This is a genomic window from Bosea vaviloviae, from assembly GCF_001741865.1.
GTDB classification, from domain to species: domain Bacteria; phylum Pseudomonadota; class Alphaproteobacteria; order Rhizobiales; family Beijerinckiaceae; genus Allobosea; species Allobosea vaviloviae.
Window position 1 is genome coordinate 936,926 of record NZ_CP017147.1, and the last position, 21,583, is coordinate 958,508.

The window sequence follows — 21,583 nt, forward strand, 5'->3', positions numbered from 1 at the left end:
AACGTGTACCCATTAAAACGCCTCGGACATCAAAGCCGGGCGGGGCCATGCATCAGACAATCAGCGCAGCCGACACTCCAATGTCGGTTGTTCCAACTGCGCGTTCTCTTCTGACATTGCCCGAAGCGCGCTCCCGCTGCGCAGGCCAGACCGGAACAGCGCTGTCGATCCTGCTCGGCTGGGTCGAGAGCTATCTGATGAGCGCTCATGCCGATCTCGGCCGCACCGGCGCGGTCTGCCCCTTCACCCGTCAGGCCGCCAAGCTCGACACGGTGCGTCTCAGCATCAGCGATGCCGGCCCCGGAGACGAAGAGGCGGTCTTCATGCTGCTTCGCGACGGCTTCAAGGCGCTGAACGCGATTCCCGCCAAGCCCGCCATGGCGCATTTCCGCACCGTGATCATCGGCTTCCCCGCCTGCGCCGCGCCGGACGGCGTCGCGATGCTCAAGCGCATCCAGAAGCGCCACAGATTCTATTCGCTCGCCCGCAACCGCATGATCGGGCTGATGTATGCCGATTCCGACGCGCCGGGACTATGGAACCCCGAATTCCGGCCGCTGCGCGCACCTTTGCCGGTGCTCGCCATCCGCCATATGGTCGAGCAGGACGCCCCCTTCGCGGCGCGCCATCCGCTCCTGCTGGTGCCTTATCTCGCGCGCTTTCCGCTGGCGGGCGTGAAACGATTGATCTCGCATGCCCGGACCGGCGCCTGATGGCCGCCCTCACCGCGCTTCGTACCAAATGCATCGAGCTCGCCGCACCGAGCATGGCTGCCCCGACCACGCGCGAGGTTGCGCCCACCATCGACATCGTCAGCGGGCATGACGGCTTCCTGGCGCTGCAGCCCGAATGGGACGCGCTCTTCGCCCGCGCCGCTTTGCCGCAGCAGGTCTTCCAGAGCCATGTCTTCCTGCGCCATTGGGCGCGGCACTATCTCGAAGCCGGCAGCCGCCTCAGCATCGTCACGGCCAGGCGCGGAGGCCGGCTCGTCATGGTCTGGCCGCTGATCGCCCAACGCCGCTTCGGTATGACCATCCTGCGCTTCATGGGCGTACCGGTCGCGCAGTTCGGCGATGTGCTCGTCGAGCGCACCGGTCATGAAGTCGAGCTGTTGCAGGCCGGCTGGGCGGCGGTCCGCGCGCTGCGCGCCGACCTGTTCGAATTGCGCAAGCTGCGGACCGATGCCGCCCTTGCCCCCGCCGGAATGCCGGCTGACGCGATCCTGCTCGAGCAGCGCGAGGCGCCTTACGCCGATCTCGACCTGCGCGTCGGCCGGGAGGGTCCCAGCGCCGTCTACGCCGCGCGCGAGCGCTCGAACCATCGCAGGCGCTTGCGACGTTTGAGCGAGCGCGGCGACATCTCCTTTGCGACGCTGGACCCGGGCCCGGAGGCCGCAGGGCTTGCCGCCGAGGCGATCGCGATGAAGCAGATGGCGCTGACCCGGCACGGCATCGTCGCCCCGACCGTCGCCGATCCGCGCTTCGCCGCCTTTTTCCACGATCTCGCCGGCGACGCCGAGGGCGGCTCGCCACTCCGGATCGCCGTGATTCGCTGCGATGACCAGGCGATCGGCATCGACCTCGCGCTCGACTGCAAACAGGTGAGCTTCGGCCATGTCATCGCGACCCATCCCGACCATGAGCGAGGCGGCGTCGGCGGCATCCTGGTGCATCGCAGCTTCGCTGCCGCCAAGGCGCGCGGCAACGCCCTGTTCGATCTGCTGGCCCCGGCCGACGCCTACAAGCTGGAGCATGCCGACGGGTTGACCGTGGTGAGCGATGCGATGCTGCCGCTGTCCTGGCGGGGCCGCCTGATCTGCCGACTCGGGCTGCGTCATCTGCGCCCGGCGCTGCGGGCCGCCGTCCGGAACCTGCCGGAGCCGGTGACCCGCCGCCTCGCCGCCTGGTCGAACACCGGCAAGAGCTGAACACGGTCGGGCTTGACCCACTGCCGACCGGTTCGCCACGAGCCCCCGGTCGAAAAAGCTCCATTCATCGCAGGCTTTCCAGCAGGCGGTGAGGAATGAGACAGGCGCGGGGAACCCTTCTCCCGGATGGGAGAAGGGTTCCCCGCGTCCTTCATCCGGCATTTCGCTTCATCTTGCCCGCGAGGGGAGAACCGTCCATGATCCGCTCAGTGGCCAAAACCCCAACCGGACGGTCGTGGGCTTGTCCCGACCATCTCGTAAGCCCAGAGCGCTCTGGTCATGAGATTCTCGGGGCGCAAGCCCGAGAATGACGACCTTCGGTCGCCCAGGATGACGGCGCGGTTCTGATGGGTCTCAGCCCGCCAGCGCGTCCATGGCGCGGGCGAGCTTGACGTCGAGCTCGGTCAGGCCGCCGGCGTCATGCGTCGCCAGCGTGACCTCGACGGTCTTGTAGACATTCGACCATTCCGGATGGTGGTCCATTTTCTCCGCCAGCAGCGCGACGCGCGTCATCCAGCCGAAGGCCTCGCTGAAATCGCGGAAGATGAAGCGCTTCGTGATCGCCTCGCGCCCCTCGACGAGCCGCCAGCCGGTCAACGTCACCAGCGCCTCGTTGCGGGCCTCCGCGCCTAATCGCTTCGGCATCGTCATCTCCGCTGGAAACCGGTCTGGGACAGCCGGTTGGGGTAGGCAGGTCCAAGCGGATAGGCCGCTTCCAGCACATAGGGGCCGCCGCCGACCGAATCGCGCGACGACATCAGCGCCAACCGCCGTGTCGTGAAGCTGATCGGCCGGACAATCGGATGCTGGCTGAGATAATGCGCGACATCGATCGGGGAGGCGTCCCGCAGCCGCGCCAGGGTGACATGCGGCACGAATTTGCGCGCCTCCGGCGGCAGGCCGAGCCGGCGCATCAAGCGCTCGATATCGGCCTGGAGTTCGCTCAGCTTCTGGCTCGGCTGGACCCTGGCGAAGACCGCGCGCGGCTTGTCGCCGCCGAAGCTGCCGAGCGAATCGAGCGTCACCTGGAAGGGATAGGATTGCAGATCGGCCAGAAAGCTATCGACGTCATTGGCCATGCGGCGATCGATATCGCCGAGGAAGCGCAAGGTGATGTGGTAATCGGCCGCCTCGATCCAGCGCGCGCCAACCAGCCCGCCTCGATGCAGCGTTAGCACCGAGGCAACCTCGGCGGGTATTTCCAGAGCTGTGAACAGCCTCGGCATGACGAATCAGTGCCAGTTTTTTGTGACTCTGGCGAGACGAAAAACCGAGCAAGCACTGCCTTCGTCCACAAGGCAGCGTTGCTCTCCCGTCATGCCCGGGCGAAGACCCGGGCATCTCTGGCGGGAGATTCCCGGGGCAAGCCCGGGAATGACGTCAACCGTCAGGGGCAGGGGTTGCCGACGAGCTGGTGGATCGCGTCGATCTTGGCCTCAAGCTCGGGCGAGAGCATCACGCCGATCGAGGCAATGTCGGTCTTCAACTGATCCATCTTGGTAGCGCCAATGATGTTGGCCGTCACGAAGGAGCGCGAATTGACGAAGGCCAGCGCCATCTGCGCCGGATCGAGCCCTGCCTCGCGGGCAAGCGCGACATAGCGCTTGATCGCATCCTCCGCGCCTGCCGTCTCATAGCGCTGCGCCCGATTGAACAGAGTGGTGCGGGCCCCGGCCGGTCGCGCACCGTCGAGATATTTGCCGGTGAGGAAACCCTGAGCCAACGGCGAATAAGCCAGCAAACCGACATCCTCGCGGATGGCGACCTCAGCCAGCGCCGTCTCGAAGGTGCGATTCAGCAGGCTATAGGCGTTCTGGATCGACTGGACCCTCGGGCTGCCGCGCGTTTCCGAATCGCGCACGAAGCTCATCGTGCCCCAGGCGCTCTCATTGGAAAGGCCGAGATGGCGGATCTTGCCGGCCTTGATGACCTCGGCGAAAGCGTCGAGCTGCTCGGCGATCGGCGTTTCGTCGGCCAGCTTTTCGAAGGCCGTCGTGCTGAAGCGCGTCGGGTTCGAACCCCATGGCATCGGCCGCTCGGGAAAATGGATCTGGTAGAGGTCGATATAATCGGTCTGCAGCCGCGCCAGGCTCTTGTCGACGGCCTCGAAGATCTGCTTGCGGGTGACGCGCGTCGGGCTCTTGTCGTCACGCAGCCAGTCGCTGGTGCTGCGCCCCAGCACCTTGGAAGCTAGGATGACCTTGTCGCGATTGCCCCTGGCCTTGAACCAGCTGCCGATGATCCGCTCGGTCGAGCCTTGCGTCTCCGCCTTGGGCGGGATCGAGTACATCTCGGCCGTGTCGAAGAAGTTCACGCCCTGGTCGAGGGCATAGTCCATCTGCTCATGGCCCTCGGCTTCGGTGTTCTGCTCACCCCAGGTCATGGTTCCAAGGCAGATCACCGAGACCTTGAGATCGGTGCGCCCGAGACGACGATATTCCATGGTGATGCAACTCCGAGAAAAGACCGGCGAGCAGGCGCGCGCCGCGAGGAAGGCAAAACGGAAAAGGCGGGCAAGACGAAAAACGAGGGAAGCGATTTTCGGGCCGAGAACCGCGTTCAGGATTTGGCGGGCAACGTCGCGAGGAAGCGCTCGACCGTCGGCAGGATGCGCTGGACGATGACGCGGACGCCCTCTGGGGTGGGATGAAGCAGGTCGGCCTGATTCAACGCGCGGTCGCCCGCGATGCCGTCCAGGAAAAACGGGTAAAGCACCAGTCCATGCGCCTGCGCAAGCCGCGGGAACATGGCGTCGAAACGGCCGGTGTAGTCCGTGCCGAGATTGCGTGGCGCATACATGCCCGCCAGCAGCACGGGAATGTTGCGCGCCTTCAACCGCGTGACGATCGCATCCAGCGCCTTCTCGGTGGTCGCCGGATCGATACCGCGCAGCGCGTCGTTGGCGCCGAGCTCGAGGATGACGCCATCGGTCCCGTCGGGAACCGACCAGTCCAGTCGCTCCAGCCCGCCCGAGGCGGTATCGCCGGAGACGCCGGCATTGCTGATCTCGACCTGAACGCCCTTCTGGCGCAGGGCTTGCTCCAGCACGGCGGGAAAGGCAGCGCTGCCGGGCAGGCCGTACCCGGCCGACAGGCTGTCCCCGAAGGCGACGAGCTTGAGCGGGCGCGGCGGTGTCTGGGCCATGGTCGCGACCGGAAGCAGCATGAGACAGAACAGAAAAACCGCGGCGAGCGATTGGACAAGCGCATGCGCACGCCCATATCGCCCCGGAACGGGGTGCGCTGCGGTACCGCCCCACTCGCTCCATGATGCAGTGCGAGAGGGTCTGATGGAATGCGAAGTCAGGATCATGTCACGATGAGCGAAAAGCCCGCCCCGGCGATCGAATTGCAGGATGTCCACCTTAGTCTGGGGCGTGCCGCTGCCCGCGTCCATATCTTGAAGGGTGTTTCTTTGTCGCTGCCCTCGGGCGAGGCGACAGGGCTCGTCGGTCCATCCGGTTCGGGCAAGTCCACGCTCCTCATGACCATGGCCGGACTGGAGCGCCCCGATTCCGGCATCGTCAAGGTCGCGGGCCAGGACCTCGGCAGCCTGAACGAGGACGGCCTCGCCTTGTTCCGCGGCAAGCGCATCGGCATCGTCTTCCAGTCCTTCCATCTCGTCCCGACCATGACGGCGCGTGAAAATGTCGCGCTGCCGCTGGAATTGGCCGGCGCGAACGACGCTTTCGCCCGCGCCGAAGCGGAATTGCGCAATGTCGGCCTCGGCGATCGCATGGACCATTACCCGGCCCAGCTCTCGGGCGGCGAGCAGCAGCGCGTCGCGATCGCGCGTGCGGTCGCGCCCGATCCGGCGATCCTCGTCGCCGACGAGCCGACCGGCAATCTCGACGAGAACACCGGCCGCTCGATCGTCGACCTGATCTTCGCGCTCCGGCGCGAGCGCGGCGCAACGCTGGTCCTGGTCACGCATGATCTCTCGCTCGCAGCCCTTTGCGACAGGACGATCCGCCTGCGCGCCGGGCGCATCGAGGCCGATGCCGATCTGGCGGTCGCCTGATCATGCACGCAATCGTGAAGCCGCAAGCCCAGCCCCCCTCCCGCGCCGCCGGCGTTGCCCTGGCATTGCGGCTCGCCTGGCGCGATCTGCGCGGCGGGCTGCGTGGCTTCGGCGTCTTCATCGCCTGCCTCGCGCTCGGCGTGATGGCGATCGCAGCGGTGGCCTCGGCGTCGCGCGGCCTGACCGAGGGCCTCTCCCGGGAAGGACGGCGCATCCTCGGCGGCGACGCCGCCTTCAGCCTGATCCACCGCGAAGCGACCTCGCAGGAACTGGCCTTCCTCAGCTCCCATGGCGCCGTCTCCACCATCGCCACCATGCGCGGCATGGCCAATGCCGGCGAGAAGGGCGCAGCCCTGGTCGAGATCAAGGCGGTCGATGCCGGCTATCCGAGCATCGGCGCGGTCACGACCGAACCGGCAGCACCGCTCCCGGATCTCCTCACTGAGCGTGACGGCGTCTTCGGCGCCGTCGCCGATCCGGTCCTGCTCGGACGTCTCGACCTGAAGCCGGGCGACATCATCTCGGTTGGCGCCGCAAAGCTTCAACTGCGCGCCAATCTCGTCTCGGAGCCCGACAAGATCGCGGCCGGTGTTGGCTTCGGCCCGCGCCTGCTCATGACCCAGGCCGCCCTGCGCGCCACCGGCCTGCTCCAGCCCGGCAGCCTGGTGCGCTGGACCTATCGCGTCATCCTGCCCGCCGCTGCTTCGAATGAACCCGCGCTCGATGCGCTGATCGCCGCCGCCGGCACGCAGCAGCGCGAGGCGGGTTGGGAGATCCGCTCGCGCTCCAACGCCAATCCGGGCTTCCAGCGCAATCTCGAGCGCTTCACCCAGTTCCTGACGCTGGTCGGCCTGACCGCCCTGCTCGTCGGCGGCGTCGGCGTGGCCAATGCGGTACGCCGCTTCGTCGAGGCCAAGAAGCTCGATTTCGCCACGATGAAGGCGATCGGGGCGACCGGCGGGCGCGTCGTCGCGATCCATCTGACCGAGGTCATGCTGGTCGCAGCCTTGGGCACCGCCATCGGCCTTGCGCTCGGCGCAGCCGCGCCTTTCGCATTGGGCTATGCGCTTCAGGGCATCCTGCCGCTGCCTTTCGAACCGACCCTGGCGCCGGGCGAACTCGGCGTCGCGGCGCTCTACGGCATGCTGACGGCGCTGGTTTTCGCGATCCTGCCGCTCGGCCGCGCCCATGACGTGCCGGTTTCGGCGCTGTTCCGCGATCAGATCGAGCCGGATGCCCGCCGCCCGCGCCCGGTCTACATGGCGATCTTCGCTCTGGCGCTGGCCGGGCTCGTCGGCGTCGCGCTCGTCTTCGCCTATGAGCAGCGCATCGCGCTGATCTACCTCGCCGTGATGGCCGGCATCTTCCTGCTGCTGCGCGCGGTTTCATGGGGTTTGATGGCGCTGGCGCGAGCCCTGCCGCGACCGCGCAATCCGAGCCTGCGCATGGCGCTCGCCAACAGCCACCGCCCCGGCGCATTGACGCCTTCGCTCGTGCTCTCGCTGGGGCTGGGCGTCGCCCTGCTTTCGGCGCTGGCCTTCATCAATGTCAGCCTGACGCGCCAGCTCACCCAGGCGCTGCCGGAGAAAGCCCCGAGTTTCTTCTTCCTCGACATCCCCAACGCCGAATCGGCGCGCTTCGACGCCTTCCTCGCCGAACAGCGGCCGGGCGCGGTGACCGAGCGCGTGCCGATGATGCGCGGGCGCATCGTCAGCGTGAACGGGGTCAGGGCCGAAGACGTCAAGGCGACCGAACAGTCCGCCTGGGTGCTCGACGGCGACCGCGGCATCACCTACGCCGCAGCCCTACCGGAAGGCTCGAAGCTCACCGCCGGCGAGTGGTGGCCGGAAAACTACAAGGGCGAGCCGCTCGTCTCCTTCGATGCGCCGATCGCGGCGGGAATCGGCCTCTCGGTCGGCGACACGCTCACCGTCAACGTGCTCGGCCGCAACATCACCGCCCGCGTCGCCAATCTGCGCGCGGTCGAATGGCGCTCGCTCGGCATCAATTTCGTGATGCTGTTCTCGCCCAACACCTTCGCCGGCGCGCCCCACACCAACCTCGCCACGATCACGCCCGCCGCCAATGCAAGCAGCGCCGACGATGCGAGCCTGCTACGCAAGCTCGCCGTCGCGTTCCCCTCGGTGACGGCCGTGCGGGTGAAGGACGCGCTGGAAGCGGTCAACACCATCGTCGGCCAGCTCGCCACCGCGATCCGGGGCGCATCGGGCCTCGCCATCGCTGCAAGCCTGCTCGTCCTGGGCGGCGCGCTCGCAGCCGGGCAGCACGCGCGGCTCTATGACGCAATGATCCTGAAGACGCTTGGCGCGACGAGGCGCTTTATACTTTCGTCGTACGCCCTTGAGTACGCTGCGATCGGCCTCGTTTCGGCATTGTTCGGCGTTCTCGCGGGCGCACTGGCGGGCTGGGGCGTCGTCACGCAAGTGATGAAGATCGCATTCGTCAGTGATCCGACCGGCGCTCTACTGGCTGCGACTGCGGCTGTCGGCGTTACCGTCCTGTTCGGGCTTGTCGGCACGCTGCAGATACTATCGAAAGCGCCGGCTTCTCACCTGCGAAATTTGTGATGACTATCTGCTCCGGCTAACGATAGACATGAACGGTCGCTGCATTGCATCATTCGCGCGCCGCGTTTCTATGCGGGCGCCCGTCTTAACCATGACGCCCCCTTGTAAGCGCGGCCGATCCCCCTCATATTCGCGACATCGCCACGATTGTCGGCGATGATGGGTTTCGCAGAGGCGATATCCGTCTCCGGAATCAACGTCAGGGGAACTCGCTCGATGAGCAACTTCGACCGCAATGCTCCAGTCTGGGGTGCCGGCCGCGCACAGCAGACCAGCGCCGTCGAGATGGATCAGGGCCTGCGCTCGTTCATGCTCGGCGTCTACAACAACATGTCGATCGGTCTGGCCATCACCGGCCTCGCCGCGATCGGCATCTCCATGCTGGCGATCGCCGGCTATGCGTCGACCGGAAAGGCGATCCTGTCTCCGTTCGGGGTGACGCTTTTCACCAGCCCGCTGAAATGGGTCGTGATGCTGGCGCCGCTCGCCTTCATCCTGTTCTTCTCGTTCAAGGCCGAGAGCATGAGCTCCTCGGCCGCACGCGCCATGTTCTTCGCCTTCGCGGCGGTGATGGGCGTCTCGATGGCGTCGATCTTCGTCGTCTTCACCGGCGAGTCGATCACCAAGGTGTTCTTCATCACGGCTGCGGCTTTCGGTGGCCTCAGCCTTTACGGCTACACCACGAAGAAGTCGCTCTCGGGCATGGGCTCGTTCCTGATCATGGGCCTGATCGGCCTCGTGATTGCCTCGGTGGTCAACATTTTCCTGGCCTCGAGCGCGCTGTCCTTCGCCATCTCGGCGATCGGCGTGCTGGTCTTCGCCGGCCTGACCGCCTGGGATACGCAGCGCCTGAAGGAGATGTATCTCTACTCGGACATGGATCAGGAATCGGCTGCGAAGCTCTCGGTAAACGGCGCCCTGTCGCTCTACCTGAACTTCATCAACATGTTCCAGATGCTGCTGCAGCTCTTCGGCGACCGTCGCTGAGCGACCTCCGCCCTGCATGAAAACGAGCCCCGGCCGCAAGGCCGGGGCTTTTCTTTTGGGCAGCCACACAGTCATCATCGGCGGATGACGACGCTTTCGATCCGCCCCGCCGGCCCCGCCGATATTCCCGCCATCACGGCGATCTACGCTCAAGCCGTTCTGCACGGCACCGCCTCCTGGGAGATCGAGCCCCCGGACGAGGCTGAGATGCTGCGCCGCCAGGAGGCGATCCTGGCCGGGGGCTACCCTTATCTTGTTGCGCAGCGCGACGGCGCGCTGCTCGGCTATGCCTATGCCGGGGCCTACCGCCCGCGCCCCGCTTATCGCGCGACTGTCGAGAATTCGATCTATATCGCCCCTGCCGCGCAAGGCTCAGGCGTCGGCGGTGCGCTGCTGGCGGCGCTGATCGAGGCCTGCGCCGCGCGCGGCTTCCGGCAGATGATCGCAGTGATCGGCGACGGCACCGGCGCTTCCATCGGCTCGCGCCGGCTGCATGAGCGCGCCGGCTTCCGGCTCATCGGCGTGGCCGAGAAGGTCGGCTACAAGCACGGCCGCTGGCTCGACCAGATGCTGATGCAGAAGGAGTTGGGCGAAGCCGACAGGGTGCCGCCTTCGCTTTGAGCCTCAGCTCACCACGCTCAGGCGCTTATCGACCACCCGCAGCACGCGGCTGAGATCGGGGCCGCGCTTGAGCACGAGCCCGGTCGCCGCCACGACGGAATAGGCGCCCTGCCGCTTGGCCAGTGCCGGGTCCTTGACGAAGCGATAAAGTGGTACCTCGGAAGAGCGGCGATAGACTGAGAACTGCGCCTTGTCCTTCAGAAAATCAATCGCATAGTCGCGCCATTCACCCAGTGCGACCATTCGGCCGTAGAGGTTCAGCAATTCCGCGAGTTCGCGTCGATCGAAGGTGACGGTGGGGGTTTTGGCCGGGCTGGGGAAGGCAATGACCCCGCCGGCCTGCTGCGATTGCGGCGTTTCGCTTTCGCTCATTGCGCCTCCCGATCGGCGACCGTCGAGTCGCCACGCTGTTTGGCAGTCGATGATGCGCTTGCGATGCTGCGCTGGCAAGGTTCCCTACCGGCAAGGCAGTGAACGCCATCACAGCTTCGTCAGCTTCGCCGCATTTTCGCCCGAAACGCGACAAGCGACGGCCAAACTAGGCGGTTCAACTATGCATGTTGCCTCGACGGCCCGGCCTGCTGATCTTCGGATTTGTCAGCCCCCCAGCCCCCCGGAGTTCGAATGGGCCGGGCCAATCGGTTCGAGGCTACCTCACGGCCGGCGGTCTCCGCTGGCCGTTTTCTTTTGCCGTTTGTTTCCGCGATTTACGGCATCGGCTCGTCCCGAAAACCGGTCCCACTTTTCGGGCCGATGCTCTCGAGCAGGATGCGAAAAAGTGGGCACCGGTTTTTCGCATTGATCCTGCTCTCACTTTTAGATGAGAGACGGATTCAGATGTCTGATGGGATCACTGTGTGATCCCATCAGACATCATCCGGCTCTAGCGCGCCTGGCCGTGATATTCGGCATTGGGCCGCATATCGACCGCCGAGGCCATCCGGTTCGACATGTTGAAGAAGGCCGCGACCGCGCCGACATCCCAGATGTCGCGCTCGCCGAAGCCCGCCTTGCGCAGGCCTTCGCGATCGGCCTCGCCGATCAGATGCGGCGTCTCCGTCAGCTTGACCGCGAAATCGAGCATGGCGCGATGCCGCACCGAGAGCTCGGCTGCCCGGTAGTTCATCACCATCAATTCGCCGAGCACCGGATCGCCTGAAAGCTGGCGCACTGCCGCGCCATGCGCGGTGAGGCAGTAATAGCAGCGGTTCACGCTGGAGACGGCGACCGCGATCATCTCCCGCTCCAGCTTCGACAGACCCGACGGCGCCAGCATCAAATCGTTGTAGACCGTCGCAAAAGCGCTCAGCTTGGCGTCGTCATGGGCATAGGACACAAGCACATTGGGCACGAAGCCGAGCTTCTCCAGGCATTTGTCGAAATAGGCCTGGTTCTCGGCCGAAAGCGTGCCAGGCGGCAGCGGCAGCGCCATCACCGCGGGCGACGTGTCCTGCTGCGCCGGAGCCTCGCCCACCTTCGGTTTGTCATGCTTGGTCGCCATGGTTCCTCCTGTCACGTCGTTTTGCCCGGACTTCGACAGGATCGGTCGAGTCAGGATCCGATTTGGCCTTGCCGCGACCTCAGTCGCGGCGAAAGTTGAAAGGCCGCGCAGCCTATGTCATCGCTGCGGCAAAAGAACAGGGGGAGAAGCATGGCTAAGCGGGTAATGAATGCGACGGCTGCGGCCATCGCGGCGATCGAGACCGCGGCCTCCCAGACCGGTGGCGCTCTCCCTGCGGAGTTCGTGCGCCTGCTCTTCGGCCGCGTCGTCGCCGAGGATCTCGACGCCCTGCCGCCAGCCATGCTCGCCCGCGCCGCCATCGCTGCCTATGACCACCTCACCGCCGCCCGCGCGCCTGGAGCCATCAATCTGCGCTTCCGCGACGAGGGTTTCGACAGCGAGGGCCGCGAGCGCCAACTGACGATTCTTGAGGTCGTCAACGACAACAAGCCCTTCCTGCTCGATTCGACCCTGGCCGAACTCACCGAGCAGGGTTTCGAGCCGCGCCTCGTCGCCCACCCCATCCTGGCGGTCGCGCGCGATGCGGACGGCAAATTCCTCGAGCTTGCCGGCGAAGCCGCCGGCCGCGCGCCGGAAGGCACGCGCCGCGAGAGCCTGATCCATATCCATCTCGACCGCATCGATACGCCCGAGGCGCGCGAGCGCCTGCGGGCCGGGCTGGACCGCGTCTACGCCGATGTCGGCCTGGCGGTCGACCATTGGGCGGCGATGCGCGGGCGAATCACCGAGGTGATCCAGGCCTACCGCGCCAATCCGCCGCCCCTGCCGGAGGACGAGGTCAGCGAGGCGCTGCAGTTCCTGGAATGGATCACCGGCGACAATTTCACCCTGCTCGGCATCCGCGCCTATCGCTTCCCGGGCGGCGACGCCGCTGCCGACCCGATCGACGGGTCGGGCCTGGGCATCCTGCGCGACCCCTCCGTCCGGGTCTTGCGCAAGAACCGCGAGATGGTGGTGACCACGCCCGAGATTCGCGCCTTCCTGGCCAAACCCCAGGCGCTGATCATCACCAAGGCCAACGTCAAGAGCCGGGTCCACCGGCGCGTCCACCTCGACTATGTCGGGGTCAAGCTGTTCACGCCCGATGGCCGGCTCGACGGCGAATTGCGCATCGTCGGCCTGCTCACCTCCAACGCCTATACCGGCAGCGCCCGCACCATCCCCTATCTGCGTCTCAAGGTCGCCCGCGTCGCCAAGAACACCGGCTTCGACGCGGCGAGCTATTCCGGTCGCGCCCTGTTGAACGTGCTCGACGCCTTCCCCCGCGATGAGCTGTTCCAGATCGATACCGCGACCCTGGAGAGCTTCGCGCTCGACATCCTGCAGCTGACCGAGCGGCCGCGCATCCGCGCGCTCGCCCGCGTCGACGAGTTCGACCGCTTCGTCTCGATCCTCGTCTTCATCCCGAAGGATCGCTACGACACGCAGGTGCGCCGCCGCGTCGGCGAATTCCTCGCCCGCATCTATGAGGGCCGCATCTCGGCGGCCTATCCCGCCTATCCGGACGGGCCACTTGCCCGCACGCACTACATCATCGGCCGCGACGAGGGCAAAACCCCGAAGATCGACCGCGCCACGCTGGAAGCCGGCATCGCCGCGATCGTCCGTACCTGGGGCGACGGGCTCAAGGACGTGCTCGACAACGAGAAGGCCGGCCCCTCCGCCCGGGCGCTGGTCGAGCGCTATGCCGAGGCTTTTGGCGCCGCCTATCGCGAGCGCTTCTCGGCCAGCGATGCGCTCGTCGATATCGAGATGCTGCAGCAGCTCACCGGCCAGCGCACGCGGGCGGTCAATCTCTACCGCCGCGAAGGCGACCCGGCGACACGCGCCAATCTCAAGGTGTTCTCGCGCGGCGCGGCGATCTCGCTCTCGGCCCGCGTGCCGGTGCTGGAGAATATGGGCTTCCGCGTCGTCAACGAGCGCACCTACAACATCCTGCCGCAGCAGGCCGCGAGCAGCGAAGGCTCGGAGGCCGCCCCTGTCTGGCTGCACGACATGACGCTGGAGCGCGCCGACGACAGCGCGATCGACGTCGAACGGCTCGACCCGACCATCGAGGCGGCGCTGATGGCGCAGTTCCGGGGCCTGGCCGAATCCGACCGTTTCGACCAGCTCGTCCTGGTCGCGGGGCTGGCCTGGCGCGAGGCGGCGCTGCTGCGCTCGCTCGGGCGCTATCTGCGCCAGGTCGGCGCACCCTATGCGCAGGACTACATCGCCGATGCGCTGACCCGCCATGCCGGCATCGCCTCGGGTCTCGTCGCGCTCTTCCTCGCCAAATTCGACCCGCGCATCGATGCGAAGCAACGCGAGGCCCGCGTCGCCGCCGAGCGCGAACGCATCGAGACCGCGCTGAACGACGTCACCAGCCTCGACGAGGATCGCATCCTGCGCCGGCTGGTCAATCTGATCGATGCCGGCCTGCGCACGAATTTCTTCCAGATCGGCCCGGATGGACACCCGCGCAGCACGATCTCGATCAAATACGAATGCGCCAGGCTCGATTCGCTGCCGCTGCCGCGCCCGCTCTACGAGATCTTCGTCTATTCGCCGCGTGTCGAGGGCGTGCATCTGCGCTTCGGCAAGGTCGCGCGCGGTGGCCTGCGCTGGTCCGACCGGCCGCAGGATTTCCGGACCGAGGTGCTCGGCCTGGTCAAGGCGCAGCAGGTCAAGAACGCGGTCATCGTGCCTGTCGGCGCCAAGGGCGGCTTCGTGCCCAAGCAGCTTCCGGCTCCCTCGGACAGGCAGGCCTGGCTGGCTGAGGGCACCGAGAGCTACCGCATCTTCGTGCGCACCCTGCTCGAGCTGACGGACAATCTCGACGGCGAGACCGTGATCCCGCCCGCCGACACCGTGCGCCATGACGGCGACGACCCCTATCTCGTCGTCGCCGCCGACAAGGGCACGGCGACCTTCTCCGACACGGCCAACGCGCTCTCGCTGGAGAAGCATCACTGGCTCGGCGACGCCTTCGCCTCGGGCGGTAGCCAGGGCTACGACCACAAGAAGATGGGCATCACGGCGCGCGGCGCCTGGGAAGCGGTGAAACGCCATTTCCGCGAGATCGACATCGACATCCAGACCACGCCCTTCACCGTGGCGGGCGTCGGCGACATGTCGGGCGACGTCTTCGGCAACGGCATGCTGCTCTCGCCGGCGATCAAGCTGATCGCCGCTTTCGACCACCGCGACATCTTCCTCGATCCCGATCCGGACCCGGCAAGGACCCTGGCCGAGCGTCAGCGCCTGTTTGATCTGCCGCGCTCCTCCTGGGCTGACTACGACAAATCGCTGATCTCTCCCGGCGGAGGCGTGTTCTCGCGGCAGGCCAAGCGCATTCCGCTCTCGCCGGCGATGCAAGCGCTGCTCGATCTGCCCAAGGCCGAGGTCACGCCGCCCGAATTGATGACCGCGATCCTGAAGGCGCGGGTCGACCTGCTCTGGTTCGGCGGCATCGGCACCTATATCCGCGCCACGGACGAAAGCGATGCGCAGGTCGGCGACCGCGCCAATGACGCGATCCGCATCACCGGCAGCGATGTCAGGGCGCGCGCCATCGGCGAGGGCGCCAATCTTGGCGCGACCCAGCGCGGGCGCATCGAGGCGGCACGCAAGGGCGTCAAGCTCAACACCGACGCGATCGACAACTCGGCCGGCGTCAACACCTCCGACGTCGAGGTCAACATCAAGATCGCGCTCGCCGGGCCGGTCAAGGACGGTCGCCTGGCCGAGGACGACCGCAACGTGCTCCTGGCCGAGATGACCGACGAGGTCGGCTTGCTGGTGCTGCGCAACAACTATCTGCAGACATTGGCGCTCTCGCTCACCGAAGCGCAGGGACAGGCGGCGACGCCGGGCTTACGACGCCTGATGCAGGCGCTGGAGGCCGAAGGGCGTCTCGACCGCAGCGTCGAATATCTGCCGAGCGACGCAACCATCGCCGAGCGCGAGAAGCGCGGCGAAGGCCTGACGCGGCCGGAGCTTTCGGTGCTGCTCGCTTATGCCAAGCTTGCTCTGCACGACGCGCTTCTGGCCTCCCCAGTGCCCGACGACCCCTATCTGAACAGCGAACTGGTCCGTTATTTCCCGCGAGCGCTGCGCGACGGCTACGCGCCCGAGATCGCCGGCCACAAGCTGCGCCGCGAGATCGTCGCGACACAGCTCGCCAACGCCATCGTCAATCGCGGCGGCCCGGCGATCGTGACGACGCTCGCCGACCAGACCCGCGCCGAGGCTCCGGCCATCGCCGCCGCCTATGCGATCGCGCGTGATTCCTTCGATCTGATCGCACTCAACGCATCGATCGACGCGCTCGACGCGAAAATACCGGGCAAGACCCAGCTCGGGCTCTACGCCGCCGCGCAGGAGCTGGTGAGCGACCGGATGAGCTGGTTCCTGCGCCGGGGCGTGGCCAAGCCGGGCGCGATCGAGCAGACGGTGGCGCGCTATGCCAAGGGCGTGAGCGCGCTCGCCGCTGAGCTCGAGACCCTGCTGCCAGAGGCCGCCGCCCAGGCCCGCATCGCCCGGATCGCTGTGCTGACGTCGGAAGGCGTGCCCGAGGTGCTCGCCGCCCGGATCGCCAGCCTGCCGGCGCTTGCCCAGGCGACCGACATCGTCGATATCGCGGAGCGCACCGGACGCGACATCACCGAGGTGGCGCGGATTCATTTCGGAGTCGATTCGGTCTTCGGCCTGTCGAATCTGGAGGGCGCCGCCGCCGCCGTGCCCGCCACCGACGATTACGAACGCCTCGCCCGCGAGCGCGCCGTCGAGACCCTGGTCGATGCCCATGCCGGCCTGACCCAGGAGATCGCGGGCGCGGCCAACGGCGCCGGCACCCTCGACGCCTGGCTCGACACGCGCGGCGCGGACGCCGAACGCACCCGCAACACGGTCTCGGCCATTGCCATGTCGGGCCTCTCCCTGCCAAAGCTGATGGTCGCGGCCGGCATGCTTGCCGACCTGCCCAACAAGCACAGTTGAACGAGACCCCGCATGACCGAGACCGGACCGGAACCGACCGCGACCCGCATCGACCCGAAGCTGCTTGAAATCCTGGTTTGCCCGGTGACCAAGACAACGCTCGAATATGACGCGACCAGACAGGAGCTGATCAGCCGCGCCGCCAAGCTCGCCTACCCGATCCGCGACGGCATCCCGATCATGCTACCGGAAGAGGCAAGGCAATTGGAGGGGTAGTGCTGGTAGCACCAGTGCGTCATTCTCGGGCGAAGCCCTCGGGTCCGATCTTCGATCGGCCCAAGGACAGGCTCCGCGGAGGCCCGGGATCCATAGCACGTCATGGTCGGGCTTGACCCAGGGCTGTCCAGTTGGGGTTTTGGGCCCTGAGCGGATCAGGCGCGGCTCTCCCCTTGCGGGCGAGATAAAGCGAAGTGCCTGATGAAGGGCGCGGGGAACCCTTCTCCGGATGGGAGAAGGGTTCCCCGCGCCTGTCTCATTCGTCACCACCGCCTGGAAAGCCTGCGATGAACGGAGCTTTTCGATCGGGCGCTCGTGGCGAAACGGACAGTCGTGGGTCAGCCCGAGCATGACGCGGTAGTACTGCCCCTTACAGCGCCTCGCCCCGCAACAGCCGCGGCGTCGCGCCGGCAAGCCCCGCCGCCTCGCGAATGAAGAAGCGCTTCAGCCCCGGCAATCGGTCGACCAGACCCAGGCCCAGATCGCGCGCGAGCCTCACCGGGGTGACGTCGTTCGAGAACAATCGGTTCAGCCCGTCCGTGACCGCTCCCATCGCCACCGTGTCGAAGCGGCGCGCACGCTCATAGCCTTCGAGCACCTCGGCTGCTCCGGGATCGAGCCCGAGCCGGGCCGCGTCGACGATCGCTTCGGCCAAGGCCGCGACATCCTTCAACCCGAGATTGAGCCCCTGCCCGGCGATCGGGTGGATGACATGGGCGGCGTCGCCGAGCAGGGCCAGCCGCTCCCCGACGAAGCGCCGCGCCACGCCGAAGCCGAGCGGATGCGCGCTGACGGTGCTCTCCAGCGCGATCTCGCCGAGTTCCAGCCCAAAACGCCGCTCGATCTCGGCCAAGAGATCGGTCGCGTCGAGCGAGAGCAGCGCCGGCACATTCTCCGTGCCTTCAGTCCAGACGATCGAGGAGCGATGTCCGAGCTTGCCCCCATCGGTGAGCGGCAGGATGGCGAAGGGCCCCGATGGCAGGAAATGCTCGACGGCGCGGCCGTGATGCGGGCGCTCGTGACCCAGCGTCGCCACCAGCCCGGTTTGCCGATAGGACCAGCCGACCCAGCCGATGCCGGCCTGCTCGCGCAGCTTCGAGCGCGCTCCGTCGGCCGCGACGAGCAGAGCCGCCTGGAGCAGCTCACCGCCGGCGAATCGGAGTTCGACCTCGTCATCCCTGCTCTCGAAGCGGCGTACGCCCTCGGGGCGCAGCACCACGCCCGCAGCGCGGCAGGCGTCGAGGAACGCGCTCAGCAGCGCCGCATTCTCGACCATATGAGCGAAGGGCTGGCCAGGTTCGACCTCGCCATCGAAAGTCAGGAAGACCGGGCGCACCACATCCGAGTTGCGGCTGTCGGTGACGACCATCTCGGTCATCGGCTGGGCGGTGGATACGACCTTCTGCCAGATTCCGAGCGCCTCCAGCATATTCTGCGCCGCTGCGGCCACCGCGTAGGCACGGCTGTCGGCGCGTGGCTCCAGGCTCAATGACGGATCGGCCAGCACGATCTCGAAGCCTGCGCCAAGCGCCTGCTTCAGCGCCAGCGCCAGCGACAATCCGGCGATCCCGCCGCCCGCGATCACGATCCGGTTGCGGGCCAGGCCCAGTCCAGACGCCATTGTAATCCACTCCTCGCCCGACGGCCGTGCTGAAGGCGCACCGGCTTGACGACGCGCGATGCGTCGGTGCTGATGCAGCATAGACTGCGATCGCGCCCGCCCGAAGAGCCTTCAGACCATGTCACAGATCAGCGACTCCCTGCTGTCGATCCTCGACCTCGAGCCGCTCGAACGCAATCTGTTCCGGGGTCGCAGCCCCAAGGTCGGCTGGGCGCGCGTCTTCGGCGGGCAGGTGATCGGCCAGGCGCTCTACGCCGCCTGCAAGACGGTGGAGGATCGCCAGCCCCACTCGCTGCACGCCTATTTCCTGCTGCCGGGCGATCCCGAGATCCCGATCATCTATGAAGTCGACCGGCTGCGCGACGGCCGCTCCTTCACCACACGGCGCGTGCTGGCGATCCAGAAGGGTGAGGCAATCTTCGCCATGTCGGCCTCCTTCCATGCCGCGGAGGAAGGTTTCGAGCATCAGATGCCGATGCCCGACGTGCCGATGCCGGAGGATCTGCCCGACCGCGAGACCATGAAGCGCAGCGTGCTGCCGCATATGCCCGACGCCGTGCGCGCCTATTACCAGCGCGAAAGGCCAATCGAGATCAGGCCGGTCGAACTCGCCCGCTATGCCAGCGGCGGCAAGATGGAGCCGAAATTCAACGTCTGGATCAAGGCGATGCAGCCCTTGCCCGACGAACCGGCGATCCACCAGAGCGTGCTCGCCTATGCGTCGGACCTGATGCTGCTCGATTCGAGCCTGATCGCGCATGGCAAGAACGTTTTCGACAAGCAGATCCAGGGCGCAAGCCTCGACCATGCGCTCTGGTTCCACCGGCCCTTCCGCGCCGACGAATGGCTGCTCTATGCCCAGGACAGCCCCTCGACCTCGGCTGCGCGCGGCTTTTCACGCGGCCTCATCTTCAACCGGGACGGCAAGCTGGTCGCCTCGGTCGCGCAGGAAGGGCTGATCCGTCCGAGGCCGGACATGGCGTGAGCGCTTTCGGCGTGAGCGCTTTCTAAGCATCAGCCTAATAAATCATCATTTGCATATTTCTTGATCAGCGCTGGTGGCTTCATCACCGGCGTAATCGCTGATTCGCGAATTCAACCCCCGGTGTGACCACAGGGCAGTTGGCACGCGCCTTGAATTGCCGTTTCCCGACGTGCGCCGAAACTCTCACAGGTGCGCGAGGCGCAACAAGATCGCCGGGGCTGACTTCCGGGCGGCGTAAACGGGGAAACCCTGCAATGAAGATCGTGATGGCTATCATCAAGCCGTTCAAGCTGGAGGAGGTGCGCGACGGGCTCACCGCCATCGGCGTGCACGGCCTGACCGTGACCGAGGTGAAGGGCTATGGCCGCCAGAAGGGCCACACGGAAATCTACCGTGGTGCCGAATACGCCGTGAGCTTCCTGCCGAAGATCAAGATCGAGGTCGCCGTGTCCGACGAACTCGTCAGCAAGGTGATCGACGCGATCACCGCCGCCGCCCGCACCGGTCAGATCGGTGACGGCAAGATCTTCGTTTCGTCGATCGAGAAAGCCGTGCGCATCCGCACCGGCGAAACCGACGGCGACGCCCTCTGAGCCAGCGATCCTTCAGGAGTTTCCAACGATGAATTTCAAGACCCTCAGCCGGGCCGGACTTGTCGGGCTGGCGCTCGCGGCGGCCGCTGGCACCGCGCTCGCGCAGGCTCCGGCCACCCCTCCCGCGCCCGTTCCCAACAAGGGCGACGTCGCCTTCATGATGAGCTCGACGATCCTCGTCCTGCTCATGACCATTCCCGGCCTCGCGCTGTTCTATGGCGGTCTCGTCCGCAGCAAGAACATGCTCTCCGTACTGACGCAGGTCTTCGCCATCGTCTGCATCGTCTGCCTGCTCTGGGTCTTCTACGGCTACTCGCTCGCCTTCACCAATGGCGGCAGCCTGAACGACTATGTCGGCGGCTTCTCCAAGGCCTTCCTGAAGGGCATCGATCCGAACTCGACGGTCGCGACCTTCTCCAACGGCGTCGTCATTCCGGAATATGTCTATATCTGCTTCCAGATGACCTTTGCCTGCATCACGCCGGCCCTCATCGTCGGCGCCTTCGCCGAGCGCATGAAGTTCTCGGCGCTGCTGCTCTTCAGCGTGCTCTGGGCCACCTTCATCTATTTCCCGATGGCCCATATGGTCTGGTACTGGGGCGGTCCCGACGTTGTCGGCAATGCCGCCAAGGCGCTGGCTGTCGCTGGGGCTGACGGCAAGGTTGCGGCCCAGGCCGCGCTCGACGCCGTCAACGCCGATGCCGGCATGCTCTTCAAATGGAGCGCGCTCGACTTCGCCGGCGGCACCGTCGTGCACATCAATGCCGGCATTGCGGGCTTGGTCGGCTGCCTGCTGCTCGGCAAGCGCATCGGCTACGGCAAGGAGCTGATGGCGCCCCACTCGCTCACCATGACGCTGATCGGCGGCGCCCTGCTCTGGGTCGGCTGGTTCGGCTTCAACGCCGGCTCCAACCTGGAAGCCAACGGCACCGCCGCGCTCGCCATGATCAACACCTTCGTCGCCACGGCGGCGGCGGCAGTCGGCTGGCTCTTCGTGGAATGGGCCGTCAAGGGCAAGCCCTCGATGCTCGGCATGGTCTCGGGCGCGGTCGCGGGCCTTGTCGCGGTCACGCCGGCCGCCGGCTTTGCTGGCCCGATGGGTTCGATCATGCTGGGCCTCGTCGCCGGCGTCGTCTGCTTCGTCTTCTGCTCCACCGTCAAGAACGCGCTGGGCTATGACGACTCGCTCGACGTCTTCGGCATCCACTGCATCGGCGGCATCATCGGCGCCCTGGCGACCGGCATCCTGGTGAATGTCGATCTCGGCGGCGTCGGTATCCCGGACTATTCCTCGAAGCCCGGTGAACTTGCCGTCGGCGCCTATGTGCTGGGCGATGCCTTCCTGGCGCAGGCCAAGGCGGTGCTGTTCACGCTGGTCTTCAGCGGCGTCGGCTCGCTGATCCTCTACAAGATCGTCGACGTCATCGTCGGCCTGCGCGTCGCCCCCGATCAGGAACGCGAAGGTCTCGACATCGCCGAGCATGGCGAGCGCGCCTATCACGACTGAGCCGCTCTCGCCTCAG

18 protein-coding genes are annotated in these 21,583 nt (G+C 66.5%); 11 read left to right on the plus strand and 7 right to left on the minus strand.

From position 1 onward, the window contains the following. The first annotated feature begins 80 nt into the window (after positions 1 to 80). Together BHK69_RS32545 and BHK69_RS04440 are read left to right on the plus strand one after the other, a co-directional pair. Positions 81 to 713, plus strand: coding sequence for a DUF6875 domain-containing protein (locus BHK69_RS32545; RefSeq protein WP_158516156.1), 633 nt, complete (start codon positions 81 to 83; stop codon positions 711 to 713). Then, positions 713 to 1,927: a GNAT family N-acetyltransferase gene (locus BHK69_RS04440; protein WP_069689047.1), complete on the plus strand. Its 1,215-nt coding sequence runs from the start codon at positions 713 to 715 to the stop codon at positions 1,925 to 1,927. The genes BHK69_RS32545 and BHK69_RS04440 overlap by 1 nt, the downstream gene beginning before the upstream one ends. A gap of 354 nt (positions 1,928 to 2,281) precedes the next feature. Here the strand turns inward: BHK69_RS04440 and BHK69_RS04445 are convergent, their stop codons facing one another. The 4 genes from BHK69_RS04445 to BHK69_RS04460 form a co-directional block, all read right to left on the minus strand. After that, positions 2,282 to 2,572 (minus strand): 4a-hydroxytetrahydrobiopterin dehydratase, encoded by a 291-nt coding sequence (locus BHK69_RS04445; protein WP_069689048.1) that lies wholly within the window; start codon positions 2,570 to 2,572, stop codon positions 2,282 to 2,284. 2 nt (positions 2,573 to 2,574) lie between these two features. Further along, positions 2,575 to 3,153 carry an RNA 2',3'-cyclic phosphodiesterase gene (gene thpR, locus BHK69_RS04450; RefSeq protein WP_069689049.1) on the minus strand — a complete coding sequence of 193 codons (579 nt, stop codon included), beginning with the start codon at positions 3,151 to 3,153 and terminating at the stop codon, positions 2,575 to 2,577. Between the two features lie 161 nt (positions 3,154 to 3,314). Beyond that, the gene (locus tag BHK69_RS04455) at positions 3,315 to 4,370 is read right to left on the minus strand and encodes an aldo/keto reductase (protein ID WP_069689050.1); all 1,056 of its coding nucleotides are present in this window, start codon (positions 4,368 to 4,370) and stop codon (positions 3,315 to 3,317) included. 116 nt (positions 4,371 to 4,486) lie between these two features. Then, positions 4,487 to 5,092 (minus strand): arylesterase, encoded by a 606-nt coding sequence (locus BHK69_RS04460; protein WP_069689051.1) that lies wholly within the window; start codon positions 5,090 to 5,092, stop codon positions 4,487 to 4,489. 153 nt (positions 5,093 to 5,245) lie between these two features. Here BHK69_RS04460 and BHK69_RS04465 point away from each other — a divergent pair, with 153 nt between their 5' ends. The 4 genes from BHK69_RS04465 to BHK69_RS04480 all read left to right on the plus strand — a co-directional run bounded on the left by BHK69_RS04465 (position 5,246) and on the right by BHK69_RS04480 (position 10,143). After that, positions 5,246 to 5,947, plus strand: coding sequence for an ABC transporter ATP-binding protein (locus BHK69_RS04465; RefSeq protein WP_069689052.1), 702 nt, complete (start codon positions 5,246 to 5,248; stop codon positions 5,945 to 5,947). 2 nt (positions 5,948 to 5,949) lie between these two features. Beyond that, positions 5,950 to 8,535: an ABC transporter permease gene (locus BHK69_RS04470; RefSeq protein WP_069689053.1), complete on the plus strand. Its 2,586-nt coding sequence runs from the start codon at positions 5,950 to 5,952 to the stop codon at positions 8,533 to 8,535. 216 nt (positions 8,536 to 8,751) lie between these two features. Further along, positions 8,752 to 9,522 carry a Bax inhibitor-1/YccA family protein gene (locus BHK69_RS04475; RefSeq protein WP_069689054.1) on the plus strand — a complete coding sequence of 257 codons (771 nt, stop codon included), beginning with the start codon at positions 8,752 to 8,754 and terminating at the stop codon, positions 9,520 to 9,522. An 84-nt stretch (positions 9,523 to 9,606) separates the two neighbouring features. Further along, on the plus strand, positions 9,607 to 10,143 hold the full coding sequence (locus BHK69_RS04480) for a GNAT family N-acetyltransferase (RefSeq protein WP_069689055.1): 537 nt from the start codon (positions 9,607 to 9,609) through the stop codon (positions 10,141 to 10,143). Between the two features lie 3 nt (positions 10,144 to 10,146). On the opposite strand, the gene BHK69_RS04485 is transcribed toward BHK69_RS04480, so the two are convergent. Further along, positions 10,147 to 10,515 carry a DUF2794 domain-containing protein gene (locus BHK69_RS04485; protein WP_069689056.1) on the minus strand — a complete coding sequence of 123 codons (369 nt, stop codon included), beginning with the start codon at positions 10,513 to 10,515 and terminating at the stop codon, positions 10,147 to 10,149. Positions 10,516 to 11,026: 511 nt separating this feature from the next. Further along, positions 11,027 to 11,644 (minus strand): peroxidase-related enzyme, encoded by a 618-nt coding sequence (locus tag BHK69_RS04490; protein WP_069689057.1) that lies wholly within the window; start codon positions 11,642 to 11,644, stop codon positions 11,027 to 11,029. Between the two features lie 150 nt (positions 11,645 to 11,794). Here BHK69_RS04490 and BHK69_RS04495 point away from each other — a divergent pair, with 150 nt between their 5' ends. Together BHK69_RS04495 and BHK69_RS04500 are read left to right on the plus strand one after the other, a co-directional pair. Further along, positions 11,795 to 16,645, plus strand: coding sequence for an NAD-glutamate dehydrogenase (locus BHK69_RS04495; RefSeq protein ID WP_069689058.1), 4,851 nt, complete (start codon positions 11,795 to 11,797; stop codon positions 16,643 to 16,645). 12 nt (positions 16,646 to 16,657) lie between these two features. After that, positions 16,658 to 16,861 (plus strand): Trm112 family protein, encoded by a 204-nt coding sequence (locus BHK69_RS04500; RefSeq protein ID WP_069689059.1) that lies wholly within the window; start codon positions 16,658 to 16,660, stop codon positions 16,859 to 16,861. A gap of 370 nt (positions 16,862 to 17,231) precedes the next feature. Here BHK69_RS04500 and BHK69_RS04505 read toward each other — a convergent pair whose 3' ends face one another. Further along, complete coding sequence (locus tag BHK69_RS04505; RefSeq protein ID WP_069689060.1) at positions 17,232 to 18,482, minus strand: ubiquinone biosynthesis hydroxylase; 1,251 nt, start codon at positions 18,480 to 18,482, stop codon at positions 17,232 to 17,234. A 118-nt stretch (positions 18,483 to 18,600) separates the two neighbouring features. Between BHK69_RS04505 and tesB the strand changes: the two genes are divergently transcribed. From tesB to BHK69_RS04520, 3 genes are all read left to right on the plus strand, one after another. Further along, entirely contained in the window at positions 18,601 to 19,467 is an 867-nt protein-coding gene (gene tesB, locus BHK69_RS04510; protein ID WP_069689061.1) for an acyl-CoA thioesterase II, read from the plus strand. A gap of 254 nt (positions 19,468 to 19,721) precedes the next feature. Beyond that, positions 19,722 to 20,060 (plus strand): P-II family nitrogen regulator, encoded by a 339-nt coding sequence (locus tag BHK69_RS04515; protein WP_069689062.1) that lies wholly within the window; start codon positions 19,722 to 19,724, stop codon positions 20,058 to 20,060. 28 nt (positions 20,061 to 20,088) lie between these two features. After that, positions 20,089 to 21,567, plus strand: coding sequence for an ammonium transporter (locus BHK69_RS04520; RefSeq protein WP_069689063.1), 1,479 nt, complete (start codon positions 20,089 to 20,091; stop codon positions 21,565 to 21,567). The last annotated feature ends 16 nt before the right edge of the window (positions 21,568 to 21,583 follow it).

Excerpts from the sequence above, each read along its gene's own strand:
- BHK69_RS04490 (WP_069689057.1), bottom strand. The coding sequence starts at position 11,644 with ATGGCGACCAAGCATGACAAACCGAAGGTGGGCGAGGCTCCGGCGCAG.
- BHK69_RS04480 (WP_069689055.1), top strand. The coding sequence starts at position 9,607 with ATGACGACGCTTTCGATCCGCCCCGCCGGCCCCGCCGATATTCCCGCC.
- tesB (WP_069689061.1), top strand. The coding sequence starts at position 18,601 with ATGTCACAGATCAGCGACTCCCTGCTGTCGATCCTCGACCTCGAGCCG.
- BHK69_RS04485 (WP_069689056.1), bottom strand. The coding sequence starts at position 10,515 with ATGAGCGAAAGCGAAACGCCGCAATCGCAGCAGGCCGGCGGGGTCATT.
- BHK69_RS04470 (WP_069689053.1), top strand. The coding sequence starts at position 5,950 with ATGCACGCAATCGTGAAGCCGCAAGCCCAGCCCCCCTCCCGCGCCGCC.
- BHK69_RS04475 (WP_069689054.1), top strand. The coding sequence starts at position 8,752 with ATGAGCAACTTCGACCGCAATGCTCCAGTCTGGGGTGCCGGCCGCGCA.
- BHK69_RS04455 (WP_069689050.1), bottom strand. The coding sequence starts at position 4,370 with ATGGAATATCGTCGTCTCGGGCGCACCGATCTCAAGGTCTCGGTGATC.
- BHK69_RS04505 (WP_069689060.1), bottom strand. The coding sequence starts at position 18,482 with ATGGCGTCTGGACTGGGCCTGGCCCGCAACCGGATCGTGATCGCGGGC.
- BHK69_RS04445 (WP_069689048.1), bottom strand. The coding sequence starts at position 2,572 with ATGCCGAAGCGATTAGGCGCGGAGGCCCGCAACGAGGCGCTGGTGACG.
- BHK69_RS04465 (WP_069689052.1), top strand. The coding sequence starts at position 5,246 with ATGAGCGAAAAGCCCGCCCCGGCGATCGAATTGCAGGATGTCCACCTT.
- BHK69_RS04460 (WP_069689051.1), bottom strand. The coding sequence starts at position 5,092 with ATGCTGCTTCCGGTCGCGACCATGGCCCAGACACCGCCGCGCCCGCTC.
- BHK69_RS04495 (WP_069689058.1), top strand. The coding sequence starts at position 11,795 with ATGGCTAAGCGGGTAATGAATGCGACGGCTGCGGCCATCGCGGCGATC.
- BHK69_RS04500 (WP_069689059.1), top strand. The coding sequence starts at position 16,658 with ATGACCGAGACCGGACCGGAACCGACCGCGACCCGCATCGACCCGAAG.
- BHK69_RS32545 (WP_158516156.1), top strand. The coding sequence starts at position 81 with ATGTCGGTTGTTCCAACTGCGCGTTCTCTTCTGACATTGCCCGAAGCG.
- BHK69_RS04440 (WP_069689047.1), top strand. The coding sequence starts at position 713 with ATGGCCGCCCTCACCGCGCTTCGTACCAAATGCATCGAGCTCGCCGCA.
- BHK69_RS04515 (WP_069689062.1), top strand. The coding sequence starts at position 19,722 with ATGAAGATCGTGATGGCTATCATCAAGCCGTTCAAGCTGGAGGAGGTG.
- BHK69_RS04520 (WP_069689063.1), top strand. The coding sequence starts at position 20,089 with ATGAATTTCAAGACCCTCAGCCGGGCCGGACTTGTCGGGCTGGCGCTC.
- thpR (WP_069689049.1), bottom strand. The coding sequence starts at position 3,153 with ATGCCGAGGCTGTTCACAGCTCTGGAAATACCCGCCGAGGTTGCCTCG.